We start from the raw sequence: 21,218 nt of genomic DNA on the forward strand, positions 1-21,218 counted from the left end.
ACAAGCATGTGCGACCGCTTGCGCCGCCGCTGACCTGCTGCCGCTCGCGCGGCCGAGTGCAGGTATGCCGTGGGGGTTTCGCCCGTCTGGGCCAGGGACCCGAGGAGTCCTCCCTCGAGCTCTCCCGTGCTGGCACGACAAACCTCGGTGGAGTACACCAAAAGACAACTATAGGCGGTGATGTCCCGTTACCGCAAGGGTTCGAGCGCGAACCGGGCGACCGTCACTGCGGAGGTTCGAGGTGGCGGCTCAGCTCGTCGAGCATGCTCCGGATCTGCGGCTCCACGAAGCGGTGGACGGCGGCCTCGACCCGGTGCCGGTGCGCCATGAGCGCGAAGCACACCTGCCTTCCGGCCTCCTCCGCGCAGCGGTCGGCGAGCTCGATCTCCGCCTGCAGCCTCCGCTTCTCCTCCGCGCTCAGCGGCGGCCTGGGCAGCGGGGGCTCCGGGCGGCTCTCCTCCGCGAGCCCCGAGAAGGTGAAGAGGAAGGGCTGCTCGCTGTCGGCCGGTTCGGGATCGGGGTCGATGCCCTCGTACTCCGGTGCGAGCCCCGCCGACGGGTCGAATCCGCCGGTCGCCCACATCTCGGCGCCGCTCAGCTCCGCGTGCAGCGCGGGGAGCTCGGCGGCCGTGTAGTCGTCGACGCGGCGGTCGATGATCCGCTGCATGCGGGAGACGAGGGCGTGCGTCACCTGGTGCGGCACATCGCCGCCCAGCCCGGCCGCGGTGAGGAACGGCGATCCGGTGCAGCGGCGGCACAGGCGCGCCCTGCCGCGGTGCGTTCCCGGGGTCCAGCGGGGCACCCACCGCAGCCAGGCGTCGACGGCGGCGCTCACGCGCTCCTCGACAGTCTCGCCGGTCGCCACGATCACCGGTCACCACCCTTCGGGTCGTCATCGTCTCCGCGGGCGCCTCCGCCCCCTCCGAGGGTACCTCCGTCGCCCTCGCTCCAGGGGTCGATGCCGTAGTTCGCCCAGTCGGGCCCCAGATCGTCCTCGCGCTCCCAGGGCCACTTCGGCACCCCCCGGTCGCTGTACACCCGGCGCGCGAGCACCGCCCAGAAGAGCAGCGAGGCGGTCGCCCAGATCGGGACGAGCGACCAGGCGAAGGGACTCGCCCAGGTCTCCGCGCCGCCGAGCCCCACCGCGAATCCGACCAGGCACCACAGCAGGTACGCCACCGCCGCCGCGGCGAGCGTCGCGCCCCAGTGGGGCGTGCGCCGGCCCCGCAGCAGGGAGAGCGCCTGCAGCCAGAGCAGCCACGCGAGCAGGCCGAGCGCCGCGGCCACGACGACCGGCGCGACCCACCGGGGTCTGTCCCGGGTCGACACCGGGTCGATCCCCAGGCCGAGCGAGAGCAGCCCCCACACGGCGACGGTGAGGGCTGCCGCGACGATCACGGCGGCGAAGATCAGGCCCGCGACGTAGCCGCGGGTGACTCCTCGCCGAGCCGGACCCGTCACGGCTTCTTCGCTCGGACCTCGGCGAGGGCCGTCTCGTACTCGGCGAGCAGCTCGGCGTTCTTCGCGGTCATGCGACGCCCGCGCGCACCGATCCAGGCGCCGAACCAGATCGTCGCCTCACGGGCGACGAGGCCGGCGGCGATGGCGGGGACGGCGAGTCCGAACTGATCGACCAGGGAGAGTGGAGACCGCTCGAGCAGCGCGCCGAATCCGGCCCGGTCCACCGCTCCCCCGGCGGTGCCCGCGAACCACACGAGAGCGCCGACGAGGAACCCTCCGAGCACGTAGGCCCACCAGCCAGCCCGGCCGACGACGAGCACGAGCACGATGAGCCCGACCAGGAAGGCGGCAGCGGCGGCGATGAAGCTCCAGGAGGTGAGCTGCTCCACGATCCCGTCGACGAACTGCGACGGCGCCAGCTCGGGCGCCGCCCACAGCGCGAGCACGCCCGCGTACACGAGCGCGAATCCGAGCGTCGCGAGCACGGCGATGAGCACGCCGGCGCCGCGGTTGCCCCGCAGCTCGGGCGGCATCGGCGTCTGCATGTAGAGCGCGGCCATCGGATGATCGGCGCTGATGCGGATCTCCCCGTCCCGCTCGGCGTCCGCGCGTTCGCGGGCGGCCTCGCGCTCCGGCGCGTCCACGCTGTCGAGGCCGGGCAGGCCCGCGGCGTCGGCGTCGCGCTCGGTGGGTCCCGCGCTCGGCAGCTCCTCGAGCTCGACGATCGAGGTTCGCTCAGTCGCGGGTTCGGGGCCGAGGCTCCGGCCGGACTGGTTACTCGGACCGGCGGCGCCCGTCGAGGCGACGACGACAGCGCTCTCCGAGCGATCGGCGGCCGCCCCGGTCTCCTCTCGCTCGACCGGCTCCCCGACGGGCGGCAGGTCCTCGGCCGGGACCGCGATCGAGCCCTCGTCGTCGAGGCGCTCCCCGCCGGCGGTCTCGGGCTCGGTCCGGGCGTCCTTGGCGCGCTCGACGGCCGCGAGAACCTCGTTGAGGCTGGCCTCGGTCTCTTCGACGGGCGAGCCCGCCGGTCGCGTTTCGCGATCTTCGCTCATCGCTTCACCTCTCGTCGCGGCGTGTGCTGCCGGTTTGCTGGAAACAGTAGCAACGCCGAGCAGGCGCGGACCGGATTCACCCCGTGTGTTCCCGATCCGGTGCGCGCGCTCGCGCGGCTGCCCCGTCCTTTCCCGACGCCTCGATGCTCAGGGACGCATGCGTCTCGGCACGACGACCCGGATCACCGAGGAGTCGTCGGCGTCCCCGAGCCCGTCGGCGCGTCCACGGAGGAAGAGTTCGCGGGCGGCGCCTGCGACGGGCGCCTCGATCCCTCGCGCCCGAAGCGCGTCCGCGACGATCCCCATGTCCTTCACGAAGATGTCGAGTCGACTGAGCACCTCCACGCCCTCATCGTCGTATGCCCGCAGCATGCGGCGGCCTCGATCGCCCAGCATGAAGGAGGCTCCGGCACCCGCACCGAGCGCCTCGAGCGTCGTCTCGGGCTCGAGTCCGAGCGCGTCTGCGAGCGCGAGCGCCTCGGCGGCTGCCGCGATGTGCACGCCGCAGAGCAGCTGGTTGACGGTCTTGAGCGCCTGACCGTCGCCCGGCCGATCCCCCACGACGGTGAGGGTCGAGGCCAGCCGAGTCAGCACCGGTTCCGCGCGCTGGCGCGCCTCCGGTGTCGCGCCCACCACGATCAGCAGATCTCCCTCTCCCGCCCGCGCCGGTCCGCCGCTGAGGGGAGCGTCCACCAGTGCGATGCCGAGGTCGGCGAGCCTGGCCGCGACGGCCGCGATGCCGTCGGTGCCCACCGTGCTCGTGAGGATCGCGACGGTTCCGGACCCCATCTCCTGCGCCACGCCGTGCTCCCCGAAGAGCACGTCCTCGAGCTGTGCGGAGTCGCGCACCGCGAGCAGCACGGCGTCGGCTCCGCGCACCGCGTCCCGCGCCGACTCGCACGGGGTCACGCCCGCCTCGCGCCCCAGCTCGAGCCGCCCCGGAGCGATGTCGAAACCGCGCACCTCGAGATCCTCCGCGAGCCTGCGCGCCATCGGCAGGCCCATCGCCCCCAGGCCGAGCACGGCCACCATCGTGCCGTCGCCCCTCGTCGTATCCGTCATCGTTCCGCTCCTCCTCGTCTTCGTCGTTCTCGTGTCGCGCTCGCGCCGTCTTCAGCGTTCCGAGAGCTTCTCGACGGCCTCGGCGAGGGTCGCCTCGGCACCGACGTTGCCCGCGAACACGACGTACGGGATTCCCTGCGCGGGGCCGTCGGCCGGCTCCCAGAGCGAGACGATTCCCGGGAACAGTGAACCGCGCACCACGGCCCGCGCGATCGACAGCCCGCGAGTCGCGACGTCGCTCGACGTGATCCCGCCCTTCGCGACGACGAACCGCGGCCGGGTCAGGGCGACGGCACGCCGCACGATCTGGACGAGCGCGTCCGACACCGCGCGCGATATCGCAAGGCTCTCCTCAGGATCATCGGCGCGGATCAGCGTGCGGCTCGAGTGCAGGATGGCGTCGCCCTCCTCGAGGCCGCGGACGACGGCCAGGGTCGCTTCGTCCAGCGCGTCTCGGGCGGTCGCGGGATCCAACACGGCCGGCACGTCGAGCTCGACCACCCTCGCCTCGGGGCGCTGCGCGACGAGGTGCTCCAGCTGCCGGCTCGTCAGCCCGACGTGCGAGCCGACCACGACCAGCCCGCCCCGGGAGGCGGGGAGACCGCGCGAGCCGCCGCCGGAGACCGGGTCGGCGAACTCCGCGGCGTCGAGCGGCTCTCGCCGCTCCTGCCCGATGCGGGCCCGCACGAAGGGCGGGCCGACTCGATAGACGTAGCTGCGCCCCTCGGCCTCGACGAGGTCGAGCCCGAGTGCGAATTGCCTGAGGTCGTCCTCCTCCACGGCGTCGACCACGATCGTCGAGCCGTCGCCCGCCGCGCGCAGTGCCTCCGCGACGGCCTCCGGCCCCGAGCGGTTCGTTTCGAGCCCGATCTCCACGACCGAGGCGGCGGAGATCCCTCCCCCCGACCTCTCCTCGACCCAGTCCGCGAGCCGTGAGGAACGGTACCCGAAGGTCGGATCCCGCGCGAACTCGCTCTCGCCCACCGGCGCGTACCCGTCCCGGGCTCCCGCGTAGTGCACCCCGCCGACCGTCACCCGGCCGGCCTCGGGAAAGGCGGGCACCAGGACGACGCCCGACGGCCTCGGCTCCCCCGCCTCGACGAGCGCGTCGGAGATGACGTCCGGCTCGAGGGGGAAGTGCCCCCGCAGCGTGGAGTCGCTCCGGCTGACGAACGCGATCCCGACGCCGCGGGAGCGCCCCGCGGTCACGGCCGCGGCCACCACCTCGCGGTTGACCTGCTCGGCGGCTCGCGCCTCGAGCGCGCGCGAGTTCGTGAGCACGTAGGCGGCGGGGGCTCCCGAATCGATCGCCCACTCCAGATCCTCGACCCTCCAGCGCGCGAGCACGGGCAGGTCGACGACCGACTGGGTGCCGGTCGGGTCGTCGTCGAGCACCACGAGCATCCGGCGGGCCGCCCCGAGGCGGCCCGCGAGCCCGGCGAAGGCGACGGGATCCGCGGGCCTGACCGCAGGGAAGCCCTCGAGGATCGATGCGAGCGATCGGCGCATGTTCGCGAGGGTCAGGAGGCGACGGCGGCGAGCGCCGTCACCTCGACCTTCATCCCCTCGATCGCGAGTGCGGGGGTGCCCACCGCGCAGCGCACGGGGAACGGGTGGGAGAACACCTCGCGGTAGACGTCGTTGAAGCCGTGGCGCTCCTCGATGTCGGTGAGATAGATCGTGAGGTGGGCGACCTCGTCGAGGCTCGAACCCGCGTCCTCGAGCGCCCGGCGCAGGTTCGCGAGGGTCTGCCGGGACTGGGCCTCGATGTCGCCGAGCTCGACGGTGCCGTCGGGCCGGTCCGGGATCTGCGTCGTGACGAGCATGCCGCCGACGATCGCGACGTCCGAGGAGAGCTCGGTTCCGTCGTCGCCTGCGACGGGGATCCGGGTGACGATGGTGTCGGTCATGATGAGTGTCCTTTCGATGCTGGTGTTCCTGATCGTGCGCGGCGTCGCCGCGGCCGGCGGTCGGCCTAGTGCATGTAGAGGCCGCCGTCGACGTTGAGGGTGTGGCCGGTGACGAAACCGGCGTCCTCGCCTATGAGATAGGAGACCGCCGCGGCGATGTCCCTGGGCGTGCCGATCCTCGGCAGCACGCCGTCGGCCGCCATCTCGCGCTTGCGCTCCTCCGAGAGCGTGCCTCCCATGATGTCGGTGTCGATGGGGCCGGGCGAGATCACGTTCGCGGTGACGCCGTAGGGTCCCAGCTCTCGCGCGATCGAGCGCATGAGACCGACGATGCCGGCCTTGGACGCCGAGTACGGGGTCTTCGAGAAGGTGCCCCCGCCGCGCTGCGCGGAGACGGAGGAGATGCCGACGATGCGGCCGAGGCCGTTGCGCTTGAGCGAGCGCGCGACGCGCTGGGTGATCCAGTGCGTGCCGTCGAGGTTGATGGAGACCACGCGCCGCCACTCCTCCGGGGTGACGTCGAGGTAGTCGACGGGCGACGAGACGCCGGCGAAGGCGACGAGCGCCACGATCTGCGGGAGGCGCTCCTCGATCTCGTCGACGGCGCGGATCGACGACTCCGCATCCGCCACGTCGGCGCCGACGCCGATCACGTCGGCACCGGTGCTCTCGGCGATCTCCGCCGCGGCCGCCCCGGCCGCCTCGGCGTCGATGTCGACGATGCCGACGCTCCAGCCCTGCTCGGCGAGGAGGCGCGCGGTCTCGCGCCCGATACCCCTGGGGCTCGCGGCTCCGGTGAGCACGACGGTCTTCTCGTCGGGGAAGCGATTGGTGTTCAAGATGCCCTCTTCTCGTTCGGTTCGGGGAGCGGACTGATTCGTCCGAGGTTCGCCTGGTCGGCGAGGAGCCCCTCGAGGTAGCGCCGGTTCACCGCGCAGACCCCGAGGCTGTCGCCGCCGTACTGCTCCATCGTGTAGTGGCCCTCGTACCCCAGCTCGCGCGCCCAGCGCACGACCTGACGGTAGTTGATCACGCCGAGCTCGAGCGTCGACGGGGTCGAGGTCCACCAGCTGCCGTCGCCCGCCTCGTCGCGGGCGTAGTTCTTGAGGTGCCAGTAGTTGGCATGCGGCAGCAGGCGGCGGTAGGTCTCCCGCCAGTCGTCGACGGGCCGGTGGAGGCGGACGAGGTTGCCGACGTCGGGGTTCAGCCCGACGTTGTCGAGACCGATGTCCTCGATGAGCGCGATCGCACTGTCGGCGGTTCCGCAGTAGGTGTCCTCGTAGACCTCGAGCGACATCTCGAGCCCGACACTCGCCGCGTGGCTCCCCAGCTCGCGCAGGCGGGTCACCGCGAGCTCCCGGATCTCCGGATCGTCGGGATCGGAGGCGCCCGGCGCGGTCCAGAACCACAGTGAGCGCCGCTGCGCCTCCGTGAACGGCCGATGGAGACCGGTCGAGAAGACCTCGATCCCGAGCTCCGCCGCCGCGTCGATGGACCGGTGGGCGTAGGCGAGGTTCTCCTGGCCCAGGCCGGGCATGATCACGCTCCTGCGCTGCACGTGCAGGGACAGCAGGTCGACGCCGGTCTCTCGCGCCACGTCGCCGAGGTCGCCGAGAGCCGACGGCGAGAGGTCGCCCGGTCTGATGTGGGAGTCGGCGATCTCGACCGCGTCGAAGCCGACCGCGGCGGCCTCCCCCAGGACGGCGTGCCACTCCTCGGCCCCGGCGTCGTGCAGCGGGGTGCCGTCGGCGAGCTCGGTGTCGAAGCCGAGCATGCAGGTGAGGATCCGCTGCCGCCCCGTCATTTCCGGCCCCAGAGACGGAAGCGGCCCGGGCGGAAGGCGGCCACGACATCGGCCCGGGGGCGGCCCTGCATGTGGTCGGCGATCGCAGCAGCGGAGGCGGGGCCGAGGCTCAGGCCGAGCATGTTGTGGCCGGCGCAGACGAAGACCCGGCTGCGCCCCGGCACGAGCCCGATGTGGGGCAGCCCGTCGGGTGTCATGGGCCGCGGCCCCACCCACTCGTCGCGGATCCCCGCCCAGTCGGCGCCCGCCAGGTGCGGGGCGGCTGCGGCGACGATCGCGTCGATGCGGCGCCGGTCGAGGCCTCCGGTCGAGCCGTCGAACTCCATGGTGCCCGCGATCCGGACGGTGCCGGGTCCCGTGGGGAGGGCGCCGACGTGGGCGTCGCCGAACATCGTGACGCTCTTCGGCGCCCGTTCGACATCGACGGTGAAACTGTACCCCTTGCCCGGCTTGATGATCGAGCGCATGCCCTGCTGCTTCAGCAGGGGCGCCGACCACGCGCCGGCCGCCACGAGCGCCTGCTCGGCGACGAGGGTGCGCTGGGACGTGGTGATCCGCACACCGACCGCCGTCTCCTCGATGTCCCTCACCGACTCGCCCTCGAGCGCTTCGACCCCGAGCTCGCGGACCTTGGCGATCAACTCGTCGACGAGCGCCGACGGCTCGGCGAACAGCTCGCCGGCCTGCACGAAGCCCCACTGCGGCTCAGATCCGAGGGCGGGCTCGTGCGCGACGAGCGCGTCGCGGTCCATGAGCGCGCCGGGCGCGGGTCCGAGCCCGCGGGCGGCGAGCTCGACCGCGTAGGCGTGCCCGGCCTCGGCCTGCTCCCTCGTCGTGTAGCTGTAGAGGAACGGCTCGTCGTGCACACCGGTGCCGATGCCGTCCTGCCGCAGCTCCCGGTAGAGCTCCACGGTCCGCCGGTTGAGCACGTCCATGCGGGCGAGCGAGCTGCGGAACTTCGAACGGCGCGAGTTCAGTGCGAAGCGCACGAGGAAGGCCGCCATTCCAGGGAGGCGGCTCGGCTTCACGAAGAAGGCGCTGGTCGGGCTGAAGAGAAGCTTCATGCCCTCCCCGACCATGCCGGGCGCCGGCAGCGGCGCGCAGTCGACGCTCACGATCTGCCCTCCGTTGCCTCGCGCAGCCCCGCCGCCGAGCCGTTCGCGCTCGACGATCGTGACGCGGCGCCCCTCGCGCAGCAGGTAGTAGGCCGTGAAGAGCCCGATGAGGCCTCCCCCGAGGATGACGGCGTCGCGCCGACCGTCGGCGTGGTTTCCGTGTCTGTTCATGCTTCCTCTCTCAAGAATGCTCGCGTGCGAGGATCGCTCGGGTCGTCGAGCACCTGCTCGGGCGGCCCGCACTCCACGATCACCCCGTCCTCCATGAAGGCGACGCGATCCGCCACGTTCCGCGCGAATCTGATCTCGTGCGTCACGATCAGCATCGTCATGTCCTCGCGTGCGAGGTCCTGGATCACACCGAGCACCTCGCCGACGAGCTGGGGATCCAGCGCGCTGGTGGGCTCGTCGAAGAGCATCAGATCGGGCCGCATCGACAGGCCCCTCGCGATCGCGACCCGCTGCTGCTGACCGCCGGAGAGCTGGCGCGGATACGCCTGCTCGCGGTGGCCGAGACCCACCCGTTCGAGGTGCCTGCGCGCTTCGGCCTCGGCCGCGGCACGCGGCATCCCGAGCACCCGGCGCGGGCCGAGGGTGATGTTGTCGAGCACCGTCAGGTGGTTGAACAGGTTGAACTGCTGGAACACCATCGCGGTCTTCAGCCGCTGCCGGCAGATGGCCTCCTCCCGCAGTTCGTGCAGGCGGCCGCCTGCCAGCCTGAAGCCCATCAGCTCGCCCCCGATGAGGATCTCGCCGTCATCGGTGCGCTCCAGCTGGTTGATGCTGCGCAGCAGGGTGGACTTGCCCGAGCCGCTCGGACCGATGAGCGCCAGCACCTCCCCGCGTCGCACGGTGAGGCCGATGTCGCGCAGCACCTCCTGGTCGCCGTAGCGCTTCACCACCCCCCTCATCTCGAGGAGCGGCTGCTCGTCTTCGCGCGTCGCGGTCATGGGCGGGCTCCCGTCTCTCGAGGCAGTGTGACGAGCCGCGTCCGGCGGCCGGCCGTCGCGCGGTTCAGCAGGCGGCGGGCCATCGTCTCCGGCCGCACCTTCAGCGAGACCTCGAAGCGCTTCTCGAGCATCGACTGCAGCACCGTCGCGATCGTCGTCATCACGAGGTACCAGAAGCTCGCCACCAGCAGCAGCTCGATCGTGAAGAAGTTGCGCGCGTAGATCTGCTGGGCCGAGGTCAGCAGCTCGGCGGTCGCGATGACGCTGACGAGCGAGGTCGACTTCAGCATGCCGATGAACTCGTTGCCCCAGGGCGGCAGGATCGTGCGGACCGCCTGCGGCAGGATGACGCGGGCCATCGCCTTCCTGCGGGTCATTCCGATGCTCGACGCCGCCTCCCCCTGGCCGGGATCGACGGAGAGGATGCCGCCGCGGACGATCTCGGCCATGTAGGCGGCCTCGTTCAGACCGAGGGCGAGCACGGCCGCCGTGAATGCCGTGATGACCTGGTTCGTCGGCACCGAGAAGCCGAGATCGGTGAACGGGATCCCGATGCCGAGCGTGGGGAACACGAGCGCGAGGTTGAACCAGAAGATGATCTGGATCAGCACGGGCGTGCCGCGGAACAGCCAGATGTAGAACCAGCTGATCGAGTTCAGCACGGGGTTCTCGGACAGTCGCATGACCGCGAGCAGCACGCCCCCGACGGTGCCGAGGAGCTGCGAGACCACCGTGAGCACGATCGTCAGCCACATGCCGCGGATGATGGTCGGGAAGGTGAGGAAGTGAGAGACCTGATCCCAGTGGATCTGGGGGCTCAGGGCGAAGGCGCCGACGATGTAGGCGGTGACCGCGAGGGCCACCACCGCGCCGATCCAGCGCTCGGGGTACCGGGCGGGGATCGGCGACTGCCGCGCGGGGTCTGGCCCGCGCGCCGGGATGGATGCCGCTGCGTGCATGCTGTGCTCAGCCGTCGCTCTCGGGCAGCGCCTCGAAGGTCTCGGTGCCGTCGACGACGCCCTGCGTTCCGCCGTTGATGAGCGCCTCGGTGATGGCGGCGGCCGGCACGGAGTAGTCGTCGAGGATCTGCTCGTAGGTGCCGTCCGAGATCATGTCGTTCAGCACCATCTGCACGGCCTCCGCCAGCCCGTCGTGCTGGTTGTCGATCGCGATGCCGTACGGCGTGAGGTGGTAGAGCCCGTCGAGGACCGTCGCGTAGGATCCCTTGCCGGTCTCGCTCGACTGCTCGAAGTAGGCCGAGAGCGAGTCCATGACGTGGGCGTCGACACGACCGCTGCGCAGCGCCAGGAGGCCCGCGTTGTCGTCGGGGAAGCCGGCCATCGAGATCGGCTCGAGCCCGGCCTCGGCGCACTCCGTCTCGGAGAGGGTCGTGAGGATGCTCTCCGCTGCGACGCCGGTCTGGTACCCGACCTGCTTGCCGCACAGGTCGGTGTTCTCCGAGTAGTCCCCCTCGTTCTCGGGGTCGACGACCGCTGCCATCCCGGTGACGGCGTAGTCCACGAAGTCGACCGTGTCGCGGCGCTCGGGGCGGTCGCCGATGGAGGCGATGGCCACGTCGTAGCGGCCGGCACGCAGCGCCGTGAGCAGACCGTCCCAGTTGGTGTTGTCCCAGTCGTTCTCGAGCCCCAGGCGGGCGGAGATCTCGTCCATGAGGTCGACCTCGACGCCGGTGAGCGTCGTCCCGTCCTCCTCGAACATCACCATGGGCGCGTAGGGCGCGTTGGTGCCGACCGCGAGACGGCCGGCCTCGCGGACGTCGTCGGGCAGCAGCTCGACGGCCTCCTCGTTGACGTCGACCTCCCGTCCCGGCTTCTCCTCGGCCGCGCCTCCCGAGCAGCCGGTGGCCGCGAGCCCCAGGGCCAGCAGCGCGGCGAGGCCCGCCGTACGATGCCAAACCTGTCCGATGCCGGCGCTGTCGCGCCGTGTCAAGATCCTCATCGATCTCTCCGTTCTTCGTACATTCGACTGATAATTTATTCTATAGGATGTAGTTCTTGCCGGATTACTCGCCTCTCGCTCCCCGCCCCCGAGTCCGAGGGGCGGGGACGAAGCGATGTCACCGGAGCGGTGCGCCGAACGGCGGTACGTGGACCAGCGCTTCGGGCCCGAGATCCGCGACGCTCTGCGCGCCGACGAACCCCAGTGTGGTCTCGAGCTCGTCCTTGAAGATCTCGAAGGCGCTGCGCACCCCCGCTTCGCCCCCGGCCGCCAGGGCGAAGGCGAACGGCCGCCCGCCCGAGACGAGGTCGGCGCCCTGGGCGAGCATCTTCGCGATGTCGGATCCCCGCCGCACGCCCCCGTCGACCATGACGGCCGCCCGACCGCCCACCGCCTCCGCGATGCGCGGAAGCACCTCCACCGTCGCGGGGACGGCGTCGAACTGCCGCCCGCCGTGGTTGGAGACGAACACGCCATCGGCTCCGAGATCCACCGCCATCTTCGCGTCGACCGGCGACATGACCCCCTTCACGATCAGCTTGCCCTTCCACGTCTTCCGAAGCGCCGTGAAGTGCTCCCAGCTCGCGGCCGGGTTCTCGTTCTTCATCATCCAGGGGTCCATGTCGCGCATGCGGAGCCTGCGGCCGTCGATGCGGTAGTTGCCGAAGGTGATCGGGCGCCCCGTGAGCCACCTGGCCATCCACCCCGGATGCAGCGCAGTGTTCACGACGTCGCGCAGGGGCGGCTTCGGCGGCATTGCGGTGCCGTGCCGGATGTCCCGCTCCCGGCGCTGCGAGACCGCGACGTCCCCGGCGACCACGAGGGTGTCGAGGCCCAACGCTGCGGCGCGATCCTCGAGCTGACGACTCTCGCGCTCGTCCTTCCAGAACGACATCTGGGTCCATACCCGGCCCGGAGCGCTCTCGGCGACCTCCTCCATCGCGCACGACGACCACGCGCTGTGGATGAAGATGCTGCCGGCCGCCGCCGCGGCCCTGGCGACCGCCGGATCCGACGACGGGTGGAAGCCCGTCAGCATCCCCATGGGCGACACGGTCATCGGGATCGCGAAGTCGGTGTCGAGCACCCTGGCCCCCAGGGCGGGTCGGCTCGCGTCGAACAGCACCCGCTCGTCCATCAGGATGGCCTCGAGCACCTGGCGGTTGCGCCGGAGCGCGAGCTCGTCGAGCACACCGCCGTCCAGAAAATCGAACACCATGGCCGGCAGCCGGCGGCGCGCGATCAGGCGCAGGTGCTCGATGCTGTAGGGCTTCTTCATCTCTGCTCTCTTCTCTACTGTCTCTACTCGTCGGGCCGGTCGCTCTACAGCACCTTGGCCAGGAACTCTTGCGTCCTCGGATTGCTCGGGGCGCCCAGCACCTGCTCGGGTGCGCCCTGCTCCATCACGACGCCCTCGTCCATGAACAGCACACGGTCGGCGACCTCGCGGGCGAAGCCGATCTCGTGCGTCACCACGATCATGGTCATCCCGCTCTGCGCCAGCTGCTTCATGGTGTCGAGCACCTCTCCCACCAGCTCGGGGTCGAGCGCGCTCGTCGGCTCGTCGAACAGCATGAGCGAGGGCTGCATGGCCAGGGCTCGGGCGATCGCCACGCGCTGCTGCTGGCCGCCCGAGAGCTGCCCCGGATAGAGGCGCTCGCGGCCGCCGAGGCCCACCCGCTTCAGGAGGTCGATCGCGCGGGCGTTCGCCTCTCCCGCTCCGAGGCCGAGCACGGCCCGCGGTGCGACCGTGATGTTCTGCAGCGCGGTCAGGTGCGGGAACAGGTTGAACCTCTGGAACACCATGCCGATCTGCTCGCGGCTCTTCGCCGCCTCGGCCCTGGAGCTGCGCCGCACCCGCCCGCCCTGGAGCTTCACGCCGATCGGCGCCCCGTCGACGAGGATGTAGCCGCCGTCGATCTGCTCCAGCTGGTTGATGCAACGCAGGAATGTCGACTTCCCCGAGCCGGAGGGGCCGATGATGCACGAGACCTCACCACGGTTCACCGTGAGATCGATGCCCTTCAGCACCTCGTTGTGCCCGAAGCGCTTGCGCACGTCACGGGCCTCGACCAGAACGTCGGCGCTCATCGCAGACCCCCTCCCCTCTGCGGAACCACGATCGAGGCGGTCAGCTCGCCCGGCTCCTGCTCGGCGTCCACCACCGGCGCCCCCTGCTGGGCGCGACCCGTGTGCCCGCGGTTGAAGTGACGCTCAATGAGCCACTGGATCGCCGACAGGATGCTGGTCACGATGAGGTACCAGAGGCTCGCCGAGATGAGCAGCGGGATCGTCTTGTAGTTCGCGCTGTACACGAGCTGCGCCGAGTAGAGCAGATCCGGGAACGCGAGCACGCTGACGAGCGAGGTGGTCTTGAGCATGTTGATCGTCTCGTTGCCCGTGGTGGGCACGATGATCCGCATCGCCTGGGGAAGCACGATCTTGAAGAACACGTTCCCCGGCCGCATGCCGAGTGCGCTGGCGGCCTCGGTCTGCCCCTTGTCGACGCTCAGCAGGCCCGACCGGACGATCTCGGCCATGTACGCGGCCTCGTTGAGGCCGAGACCGAGGATCGCCGCGACGAAGGGGGTGATCACAACGTTCGCGTCGAGCGACACCCAGGGGTCGAGGAAGGGGATCCCGAACTCGATGCGCGGATAGAGCGCGGCGATGAAGCCCCAGAAGAGCAGCTGGACGAACACCGGCGTGCCCCGGAACACCCAGAGATAGGCCTGCGCGACCGTCTTGAAGAACGGGTTCTTCGACATGTTCATGACCGCGACCAGCACGCCCAGCACCAGGCCGATGAGCATCGCCACGACGGTCAGCCACAGCGTGGCCAGCAGTCCCGTGAACAGCTTCTCCGATGCGAACCAGCCCCAGACGACCTCCCACTCGAAGCGGGAGTTCGTCCAGAGGGAGTAGATCACGCCGGCGAGGAGCACGCAGAGGGCGAGGACGCCCGCGACGACTCCGAGGTGGCGTCTGGGCGGCCCCGCCTTCAGCAGCTCGAGCTCGGCTGCGGAGTACTCCCTCCGCGCTCTCCTGTCGCTCATGCCTTCGCCCCCTACGCCTCGACGTTGATCGTGAACTCGTCGACCATGTTCGCGCTCAGGCCCCAGTGCTCGAAGGCGGCCTCGTAGACCCCCTGCTCCTTGAGCGATTCGAGCGCGGCCTGCACGGCGGCGTCGAGGCCGTTGCCCTTCTTCGAGCCGATGCCGACGATGCCGACGTTGACCTCTTCGGCGACCTCGAGCTGATCCGATTCGTTGGCGGCGTAGTTGCCGGCGGGCCCGTCGATCAGGAAGGCCTCGATGCGATTCGCCTGCAGCGCGAGCACCGGCCCCTGCATGTCGGGGTAGGTCGAGACGTCGAGCGCGGGTTCGCCTGCGGCCGCGCAGGCCTCGTCGAGGCCGGGGACCACTTCGAGCTGCTGCCAGGATCCCTTGAGGGCGCCCACCTTGTGGCCGCATAGCGAGTCGATCGAGAGATCCTCCGGATTGCCCGCCGCGACGCCGAGCGCGTCGCCGGCCTGCGCGTAGGTGACGAAGTCGAGCACCTCCATGCGCTCCGCGGTCGGCGACATCTGCGCGATGGAGAGGTCGAACTTGTCGGCAGCGATGCCGGGGATGATGCCGTCGAACGTGGTGGGCTGCACGACGACCTCGACGCCCAGCGCCTGGCCGAGCGCGACTGCGAGGTCGGCGTCGAGGCCGACCACGTCGTCGCTCCCCGCCTCGACGTAGTGCATCGGCGGCGCGCCGGTGTCCATCGCCGCGACGATCTTCCCCTTCGAGCGGATCTCATCGGGGATCAGCTCGTTGGCCTCGGTGGACATCTCGGCCTCGGGCAGCGCCTCGGCCGGTGCCGAGTCGGACTTCTCCGAGCCCTTGCCGGCATCGGGGTTGCTGCAGGCGGTCATCCCGAGCAGGGCTGCGGGGAGGAGCAGCAGCGCCAGGGCGCGTGCGCGCTTGGTGCTGTTCATGATGTTCTCCATTGATGCTTCATGGTTCGGATTACGGTTCGTTCGATGCGGTGGCGAGGGCCGAGCTCAGCTTGCCGAGCGCCTCGCGGAGGGTGCCCTCGGCGAACGCCTGGCCCCACGCCGCGCTGTGCGGCGTCTGCACGAGACCCGTGACGCTCTCGTGCGGAGCGGGCCTCGGCTCGCCCTCGAAGACGTCGAGCACCAGGTGGCGGATCTCCCCCCGCCCGAGCGCTTCGAGGGCCGCACGCTCATCGACCACGCCACCGCGGCTGACCGCGACGAGGGAGGCGTGGTCCTGCATGAGCGCGATCTCCGACTCCCCCAGCAACGCCGGGGAGCCGGCTCTCGGCGGAGACAGCACGACGACGGCGTCGGAGGCCGCGAGCAGCTCGGAGAGCGGCACCCGCCCGCCGGGCTTGACGCCGAGCTCGGCATCGGCAGCGGCCCGCGAGAAGAACCGCGGCTCGACCCCGAGCGCCGCGAGCGAGGCTGCGGCGCGCCGGGCGATCCGCCCCACGCCGACGAAGCCGACGGCCGTCCCCGAGACGCCGCGAGCCCTCCGCAGGTCGTAGCGGCTCTCCCACCCCTCCCGCTCGAAGCGGGCGGGCTTCTCCGGAAGGTCGAGCAGGCAGTTGAGCACCTGGGCCACGACCATGCCAGCCATCTCGACGCACACGGTCGACGGGGCGTTGTCGACCGCTACGCCTCGCTCGGCACAGGCGTCGACGTCGACCGTGTCCATTCCGGATCCGAAGCGCGCGACGGCTGCGAGGGAGGGGAACCTCTCGAGCTCCTCGGCTCCCAGCGGGTCGCTGCTCAGCAGCAGTCCGCGGATCCTGCCGGCGAGCTCGGGATCCCCGTTCGTCTCGCTCAGGCGGTGCAGCCGCATTCCGGACTCGGTCGCCTCACGCGCGGCGAAGGCGGACCATCCTCCCGAACAGCGGAACCGCAGCAGATCGTCCGAGATCGCCACGGGTACCGACTGCATCTTCATCGATCCTCGCCTTCGGAGTCCGGAGGGCTCGGCGCCCCGCCTCATCGAACTCTAGCACCGATGGAGGAACGATCCTATAGAATCGTCAAGATAGTTTTCAGGCGATTCTCGTGTCACTCCCCCGGAGGTTCTCCGTGCAGGGCCTCGGTCTCCGGCCCTGAACCGTCGGCGACGGTCCGCTCGCGCACCGCCACGAGGTGGGCGATCATGTGCGCCTCTGCGGCGACCGCATCGCCCTTGCGGAGCGCGTTGAGCACCGCGGTGTGCTCCGCGATCGCCTGATTGCCGTCGGACACCCCGGTCGCCCCGAACTGCCGGAACCGCTGCACGAGCCCGCCGAGCGCGTTGTAGGAGGCGAGCAGGTAGTCATTGCCGGCACCCTCCGCGATGAGGTGGTGGAACTTCTCGTCCGCCTCGAAGTACTGCCGGTAGTCGGAGAAGGAAGGACCGACGGGAGCCGAGCGCTGCTGCTCGAGCGAGGCCTCCAGCTCGGTCAGCAGCTCATCGGAGATCCGCGCCGCGACGAGGCGGGCGTTGACGGGCTCGATGACGAGCCTCGCATCCATGAGGTCGCGATACTCCTGCTCGGTGGGCAGCGGCGCGACGGTGTATCCGCGCAGCGCCACGCGCTTGACGATCCCGGTGGACTCGAGGCGCGCCATGGCCTCGCGCACGGGCGTCGCCGAGACCCCGAAGTCTCGCGAGACCTGCTCGATGCCGATCGCCTGGCCCGGCTCGTAGGCCGAGTCCAGGAGCGCCTCGAGCAGCGCGGCGTACACCTGGTCGGCGAGCACCTCTCGCCCGATGGAGTGCTTCGCCATTCGCGCCACCCCTCTCTCGATCCTGAGCCGACCCCATGGATTCGCTGCCAGAATCCTAAACCAGAAACCCTCGTCACCCCGTAACGGCAGGCGGGATCCTATAGGAAATCGGGAAAAGTGGCCCTGCGGAGCGCCCGAGACGCGGACGAGGCGCCCACCCGAAGGTGGACGCCCCGCGATCCGGAACCGCAGCTCTGGACTAGCTGTAGTTGCCCGGGTTGAACTCATCGGCCGTGAAGCTGTCGAAGTCCACGAACGAGAGGTCGTTCTCGTCGAAGGTGCCCTCGCTGGCGAACAGGCGGTTCGGGTACCGCTCCGCCTTCGCCTCCTCCGTGGCCTCGACCTCGACGTCGCGGTAGACGTTCAGGCCGGTGCCGGCGGGGATGAGCTTGCCGATGATGACGTTCTCCTTGAGACCGATCAGCGGATCCTTCGAACCCTCCATCGCCGCCTGCGTGAGCACGCGGGTGGTCTCCTGGAAGGAGGCCGCCGACAGCCACGACTCGGTCGCGAGAGAGGCCTTGGTGATGCCCATGACCTCGGGACGGGCCGTCGCGGCCCGCTTGCCCTCGAGCAGCGCCTCGCGGTTCATGCGCTGGTAGCGCGCGCGGTCGACCAGCTCGCCGGGGAGCATCTCGGTCTCGCCGTGATCCACGACGGTGACCTTGCGCAGCATCTGCCGCACGATGACCTCGATGTGCTTGTCGTGGATCGGCACGCCCTGCGAACGGTAGACGCCCTGCACGCCCTCGACGAGGTACTTCTGCACCGCGCGCTCGCCCGGGATGTGCCGGCCGCGCTCGGTCGAGCCCACCTGCAGGATGTCCTTCGGATCGAGCGTGCCCTGGATGAAGGGCTGGCCGAGCTCGACGTGCTGCCCGTCCTCGACGAGGAGGGTGGCGCGCTTCAGCACCGGGTACGCCTTCTCCTCGCTGCCGTCGTCCGGCGTCAGCAGGATGCGGCGGCCCTTCTCTGTGTCCTCGATCACGATGCGGCCCGCGGCCTCCGCGATCGGGGAGGCGCCCTTCGGGGTGCGGGCCTCGAAGAGCTCCTGCACGCGGGGCAGACCCTGCGTGATGTCGTCGGCCGAGGCCGAGCCGCCGGTGTGGAAGGTACGCATCGTCAGCTGGGTGCCGGGCTCGCCGATCGACTGCGCCGCGATGATGCCCACGGCTTCGCCGATGTCGACGCGCTGGCCGGTGGCCAGCGAGCGGCCGTAGCAGGTCGCGCAGACGCCGACCGCCGACTCGCAGGTGAGCACGGAGCGCACCTTGATCTCGGTCACGCCGGCCGCGACGAGGCGGTCGATGAGCACGTCGCCCACGTCCTCGCCCGCGGAGGCGACGACGGTGCCGTCGGGCGCCGTGGCGTCGGCCGCGAGGGTGCGGGCGTAGACCGAGTTCTCGACGTTCTCGTCGCGGACCAGAACCCCGTTGGCGTCCTCGGCGGCGATGGGCATGTCGAGACCGCGACGCGTGCCGCAGTCGTCCTCGCGGATGATGACATCCTGCGAGACGTCGACCAGACGACGGGTCAGGTAGCCCGAGTCGGCCGTGCGCAGCGCCGTGTCGGCGAGACCCTTGCGCGCACCGTGGGTCGCGATGAAGTACTCGGCCACCGACAGGCCCTCGCGGTACGAGTTGAGGATCGGGCGGGGGATGATCTCGCCCTTCGGATCGCTCACGAGACCGCGCATGCCCGCGATGTTGCGGATCTGCAGCCAGTTGCCTCGGGCGCCCGACGACACCATGCGGTAGATGGTGTTGTCCTCGGGGAACGCGTCGCGCATTGCCGCGGCCACCTCGTCGGTCGCCTTGGTCCAGATGTCGACGAGCTCGCTGTGCCGCTCGGCGTCGGTGATCAGACCGCGGTCGAACTTCTTCTGCACCGCGGCGGCTTCCTTCTCGTGCCCGGCGAGGATCTCGGCCTTGTTCGACGGGGTGACGATGTCGGAGAGCGCCACCGTGACGCCCGAACGGGTCGCCCAGTAGAAGCCGGCGTCCTTGATCCGGTCGAGGGTCGCCGCGACCTCCACCTTCGGGTAGCGCTCCGCCAGGTCGTTGACCAGGCCGGAGAGGCTGCCCTTGTCGGCCACCCGCTCGAAGTACGGGTAGTCGACGGGCAGCGCCTCGTTGAAGATCGCGCGGCCCAGCGTCGTCTCGACCACCATGGGTCGCTCGTGGGTCACGCCGTTCCCGTCGGTGTAGCCGCTGAGACGGATCTTCACCTGCGCGCCGAGGTCGAGGGTGCCCTCGTCCTTCGCGAGCAGCGCCTCGGCGATCGAGCCGAACGCGCGGCCCTCGCCGGGGACGCCGGTCTTCACCGTGGTGAGGTGGTGCAGACCGATGATCATGTCCTGCGAGGGCAGGGTGACCGGGCGGCCGTCGGAGGGCTTCAGGATGTTGTTCGAGGCGAGCATCAGCACGCGCGCCTCGGCCTGGGCCTCGACCGACAGCGGCAGGTGGACCGCCATCTGGTCGCCGTCGAAGTCGGCGTTGAAGGCGGTGCAGACGAGGGGGTGCAGCTGGATGGCCTTGCCCTCGACGAGCTGCGGCTCGAACGCCTGGATCCCGAGACGGTGCAGGGTCGGTGCGCGGTTCAGCAGCACGGGGCGCTCGCGGATGATCTCCTCGAGCACGTCCCACACCTCGGAGCGCGCGCGCTCGACCATGCGCTTGGCGGACTTGACGTTCTGCGCGTGCGACAGGTCGATGAGGCGCTTGATCACGAACGGCTTGAAGAGCTCGAGCGCCATCTGCTTGGGCAGACCGCACTGGTGCAGCTTCAGCTGCGGGCCGACGACGATGACCGAACGGCCCGAGTAGTCGACGCGCTTGCCGAGCAGGTTCTGACGGAAGCGGCCCTGCTTGCCCTTGAGCATGTCGCTGAGCGACTTCAGGGCGCGGTTGCCCGTGCCCGTGACCGGGCGGCCGCGGCGGCCGTTGTCGAACAGCGCGTCGACGGCCTCCTGCAGCATGCGCTTCTCGTTGTTCACGATGATCTCGGGGGCGCCGAGATCGAGCAGGCGACGCAGACGGTTGTTGCGGTTGATCACACGACGGTAGAGGTCGTTGAGATCGGAGGTCGCGAAGCGGCCGCCGTCCAGCTGCACCATCGGACGCAGCTCCGGCGGGATCACCGGGACGACGTCGAGCACCATCGCGGCCGGGCTCGCCCCGGTCTGCAGGAAGGAGTTGACGACCTTCAGGCGCTTGATCGCGCGGATCTTCTTCTGACCCTTGCCCTCGGCGATCTGCAGGTGCAGCGCCTCGCTCTCCGCGGCGAGGTCGAAGGCCTCGAGGCGCTTCTTGATCGCCTCGGCGCCCATGTACGCCTCGAAGTAGTCGCCGTAGCGGTCCATCAGCTCGGCGAACGTCGCGTCCTCCGGCTTGAGATCGCCGACCTTCAGGTTGCGGAAGTCCTCCCACACGCGCTGGAGGCGGGCGATGTCGTCGTCGAATCCCTTGCGGATCGCCGACATCTCCTTCTCGGCCGAGGCCTCGGCGCGTCGGCGCTGCTCGGCCTTCGCACCCTCCGCCTCGAGCGCGGCGAGATCCGACTCGGCCTGCTGCTGGCGCTGCGCGATCGCGATGTCGCGCTGATCCTCGAGGCTCTTCAGCTCGAGGCGCAGCTCGTTCTCGAGCTCGCCCAGATCCTCGTGGCGGCCCTCCTCGTCGACGTCGATGATCATGTACGCCGCGAAGTAGATGACCTTCTCCAGGTCCTTCGGCGCCATGTCGAGCAGGTAGCCGAGACGGCTCGGCACCCCCTTGAAGTACCAGATGTGCGTGACGGGCGCGGCCAGCTCGATGTGGCCCATGCGCTCGCGGCGCACGCTGGACTTGGTGACCTCGACGCCGCAGCGCTCGCACACGATGCCCTTGTAGCGGACGCGCTTGTACTTGCCGCACGCGCACTCCCAGTCGCGGCTGGGGCCGAAGATCTGCTCGCCGAACAGACCGTCCTTCTCAGGCTTCAGCGTGCGGTAGTTGATGGTCTCCGGCTTCTTGACCTCGCCGAACGACCAGCTGCGGATGTCCTCGGCGGTCGCCAGACGAATCTGCAGCTCGTTGAAATCTGTACCCTCGAGCAATGGTTCTCC

General features: G+C 70.3%; 19 protein-coding genes. All 19 read right to left on the reverse strand.

Annotated features, from left to right (window positions below; translation table 11 throughout):
* Positions 1–223: 223 nt before the first annotated feature.
* The 19 genes from JD276_RS10945 to JD276_RS11035 all read right to left on the reverse strand — a co-directional run bounded on the left by JD276_RS10945 (position 224) and on the right by JD276_RS11035 (position 21,209).
* Positions 224–871: a spermidine/putrescine ABC transporter substrate-binding protein gene (locus JD276_RS10945; RefSeq protein ID WP_200115695.1), complete on the reverse strand. Its 648-nt coding sequence runs from the start codon at positions 869–871 to the stop codon at positions 224–226.
* Entirely contained in the window at positions 868–1,461 is a 594-nt protein-coding gene (locus tag JD276_RS10950; protein ID WP_200115696.1) for a DUF6121 family protein, read from the reverse strand. Before JD276_RS10950 ends, JD276_RS10945 begins: the two co-directional genes overlap by 4 nt.
* On the reverse strand, positions 1,458–2,516 hold the full coding sequence (locus JD276_RS10955) for a hypothetical protein (RefSeq protein WP_200115697.1): 1,059 nt from the start codon (positions 2,514–2,516) through the stop codon (positions 1,458–1,460). The genes JD276_RS10950 and JD276_RS10955 overlap by 4 nt, the downstream gene beginning before the upstream one ends.
* Before the next feature lie 147 nt (positions 2,517–2,663).
* Positions 2,664–3,578 carry an NAD(P)-dependent oxidoreductase gene (locus JD276_RS10960; RefSeq protein ID WP_233615621.1) on the reverse strand — a complete coding sequence of 305 codons (915 nt, stop codon included), beginning with the start codon at positions 3,576–3,578 and terminating at the stop codon, positions 2,664–2,666.
* A 51-nt stretch (positions 3,579–3,629) separates the two neighbouring features.
* Positions 3,630–5,087, reverse strand: a complete 1,458-nt coding sequence (locus JD276_RS10965) for a four-carbon acid sugar kinase family protein (protein ID WP_200115698.1) — start codon at positions 5,085–5,087, stop codon at positions 3,630–3,632.
* Positions 5,088–5,098: 11 nt separating this feature from the next.
* Positions 5,099–5,488, reverse strand: a complete 390-nt coding sequence (locus tag JD276_RS10970; RefSeq protein ID WP_200115699.1) for a RidA family protein — start codon at positions 5,486–5,488, stop codon at positions 5,099–5,101.
* Positions 5,489–5,553: 65 nt separating this feature from the next.
* On the reverse strand, positions 5,554–6,327 hold the full coding sequence (locus tag JD276_RS10975; protein WP_200115700.1) for an SDR family NAD(P)-dependent oxidoreductase: 774 nt from the start codon (positions 6,325–6,327) through the stop codon (positions 5,554–5,556).
* Positions 6,324–7,292, reverse strand: coding sequence for a sugar phosphate isomerase/epimerase family protein (locus JD276_RS10980; RefSeq protein WP_200115701.1), 969 nt, complete (start codon positions 7,290–7,292; stop codon positions 6,324–6,326). Before JD276_RS10980 ends, JD276_RS10975 begins: the two co-directional genes overlap by 4 nt.
* Complete coding sequence (locus JD276_RS10985; protein ID WP_200115702.1) at positions 7,289–8,578, reverse strand: NAD(P)/FAD-dependent oxidoreductase; 1,290 nt, start codon at positions 8,576–8,578, stop codon at positions 7,289–7,291. Before JD276_RS10985 ends, JD276_RS10980 begins: the two co-directional genes overlap by 4 nt.
* Entirely contained in the window at positions 8,575–9,357 is a 783-nt protein-coding gene (locus JD276_RS10990; protein WP_200115703.1) for an amino acid ABC transporter ATP-binding protein, read from the reverse strand. The genes JD276_RS10985 and JD276_RS10990 overlap by 4 nt, the downstream gene beginning before the upstream one ends.
* Positions 9,354–10,316 carry an amino acid ABC transporter permease gene (locus tag JD276_RS10995; protein ID WP_200115704.1) on the reverse strand — a complete coding sequence of 321 codons (963 nt, stop codon included), beginning with the start codon at positions 10,314–10,316 and terminating at the stop codon, positions 9,354–9,356. Before JD276_RS10995 ends, JD276_RS10990 begins: the two co-directional genes overlap by 4 nt.
* Before the next feature lie 7 nt (positions 10,317–10,323).
* On the reverse strand, positions 10,324–11,316 hold the full coding sequence (locus tag JD276_RS11000; RefSeq protein WP_200115705.1) for an ABC transporter substrate-binding protein: 993 nt from the start codon (positions 11,314–11,316) through the stop codon (positions 10,324–10,326).
* Positions 11,317–11,434: 118 nt separating this feature from the next.
* The gene (locus JD276_RS11005; RefSeq protein WP_200115706.1) at positions 11,435–12,595 is read right to left on the reverse strand and encodes an alpha-hydroxy acid oxidase; all 1,161 of its coding nucleotides are present in this window, start codon (positions 12,593–12,595) and stop codon (positions 11,435–11,437) included.
* Between the two features lie 44 nt (positions 12,596–12,639).
* On the reverse strand, positions 12,640–13,407 hold the full coding sequence (locus JD276_RS11010) for an amino acid ABC transporter ATP-binding protein (RefSeq protein ID WP_307866543.1): 768 nt from the start codon (positions 13,405–13,407) through the stop codon (positions 12,640–12,642).
* Positions 13,404–14,372 carry an amino acid ABC transporter permease gene (locus JD276_RS11015; protein ID WP_200115707.1) on the reverse strand — a complete coding sequence of 323 codons (969 nt, stop codon included), beginning with the start codon at positions 14,370–14,372 and terminating at the stop codon, positions 13,404–13,406. Before JD276_RS11015 ends, JD276_RS11010 begins: the two co-directional genes overlap by 4 nt.
* 11 nt (positions 14,373–14,383) lie before the next feature.
* Positions 14,384–15,301 (reverse strand): transporter substrate-binding domain-containing protein, encoded by a 918-nt coding sequence (locus JD276_RS11020; protein ID WP_200115708.1) that lies wholly within the window; start codon positions 15,299–15,301, stop codon positions 14,384–14,386.
* 31 nt (positions 15,302–15,332) lie between these two features.
* Positions 15,333–16,295, reverse strand: a complete 963-nt coding sequence (locus JD276_RS11025; protein WP_200115709.1) for an NAD(P)-dependent oxidoreductase — start codon at positions 16,293–16,295, stop codon at positions 15,333–15,335.
* A gap of 113 nt (positions 16,296–16,408) precedes the next feature.
* On the reverse strand, positions 16,409–17,116 hold the full coding sequence (locus tag JD276_RS11030) for a GntR family transcriptional regulator (RefSeq protein WP_200115710.1): 708 nt from the start codon (positions 17,114–17,116) through the stop codon (positions 16,409–16,411).
* Positions 17,117–17,315: 199 nt separating this feature from the next.
* Positions 17,316–21,209 (reverse strand): DNA-directed RNA polymerase subunit beta', encoded by a 3,894-nt coding sequence (locus JD276_RS11035; RefSeq protein WP_200115711.1) that lies wholly within the window; start codon positions 21,207–21,209, stop codon positions 17,316–17,318.
* Between the last annotated feature and the right edge of the window lie 9 nt (positions 21,210–21,218).

The organism is Leucobacter chromiisoli (genome assembly GCF_016522505.1).
Taxonomy (GTDB): domain Bacteria; phylum Actinomycetota; class Actinomycetes; order Actinomycetales; family Microbacteriaceae; genus Leucobacter; species Leucobacter chromiisoli.

What these genes read in the sequence shown, in the direction of transcription:
- JD276_RS10995 (WP_200115704.1), bottom strand. Translation starts at nt 10,316, where the DNA reads ATGCACGCAGCGGCATCCATCCCGGCGCGCGGGCCAGACCCCGCGCGG.
- JD276_RS11000 (WP_200115705.1), bottom strand. Translation starts at nt 11,316, where the DNA reads ATGAGGATCTTGACACGGCGCGACAGCGCCGGCATCGGACAGGTTTGG.
- JD276_RS11020 (WP_200115708.1), bottom strand. Translation starts at nt 15,301, where the DNA reads ATGAACAGCACCAAGCGCGCACGCGCCCTGGCGCTGCTGCTCCTCCCC.
- JD276_RS11010 (WP_307866543.1), bottom strand. Translation starts at nt 13,407, where the DNA reads ATGAGCGCCGACGTTCTGGTCGAGGCCCGTGACGTGCGCAAGCGCTTC.
- JD276_RS11005 (WP_200115706.1), bottom strand. Translation starts at nt 12,595, where the DNA reads ATGAAGAAGCCCTACAGCATCGAGCACCTGCGCCTGATCGCGCGCCGC.
- JD276_RS10980 (WP_200115701.1), bottom strand. Translation starts at nt 7,292, where the DNA reads ATGACGGGGCGGCAGCGGATCCTCACCTGCATGCTCGGCTTCGACACC.
- JD276_RS10955 (WP_200115697.1), bottom strand. Translation starts at nt 2,516, where the DNA reads ATGAGCGAAGATCGCGAAACGCGACCGGCGGGCTCGCCCGTCGAAGAG.
- JD276_RS10985 (WP_200115702.1), bottom strand. Translation starts at nt 8,578, where the DNA reads ATGAACAGACACGGAAACCACGCCGACGGTCGGCGCGACGCCGTCATC.
- JD276_RS10960 (WP_233615621.1), bottom strand. Translation starts at nt 3,578, where the DNA reads ATGACGGATACGACGAGGGGCGACGGCACGATGGTGGCCGTGCTCGGC.
- JD276_RS10990 (WP_200115703.1), bottom strand. Translation starts at nt 9,357, where the DNA reads ATGACCGCGACGCGCGAAGACGAGCAGCCGCTCCTCGAGATGAGGGGG.
- JD276_RS10965 (WP_200115698.1), bottom strand. Translation starts at nt 5,087, where the DNA reads ATGCGCCGATCGCTCGCATCGATCCTCGAGGGCTTCCCTGCGGTCAGG.
- JD276_RS10970 (WP_200115699.1), bottom strand. Translation starts at nt 5,488, where the DNA reads ATGACCGACACCATCGTCACCCGGATCCCCGTCGCAGGCGACGACGGA.
- JD276_RS11030 (WP_200115710.1), bottom strand. Translation starts at nt 17,116, where the DNA reads ATGGCGAAGCACTCCATCGGGCGAGAGGTGCTCGCCGACCAGGTGTAC.
- JD276_RS11025 (WP_200115709.1), bottom strand. Translation starts at nt 16,295, where the DNA reads ATGAAGATGCAGTCGGTACCCGTGGCGATCTCGGACGATCTGCTGCGG.
- JD276_RS11015 (WP_200115707.1), bottom strand. Translation starts at nt 14,372, where the DNA reads ATGAGCGACAGGAGAGCGCGGAGGGAGTACTCCGCAGCCGAGCTCGAG.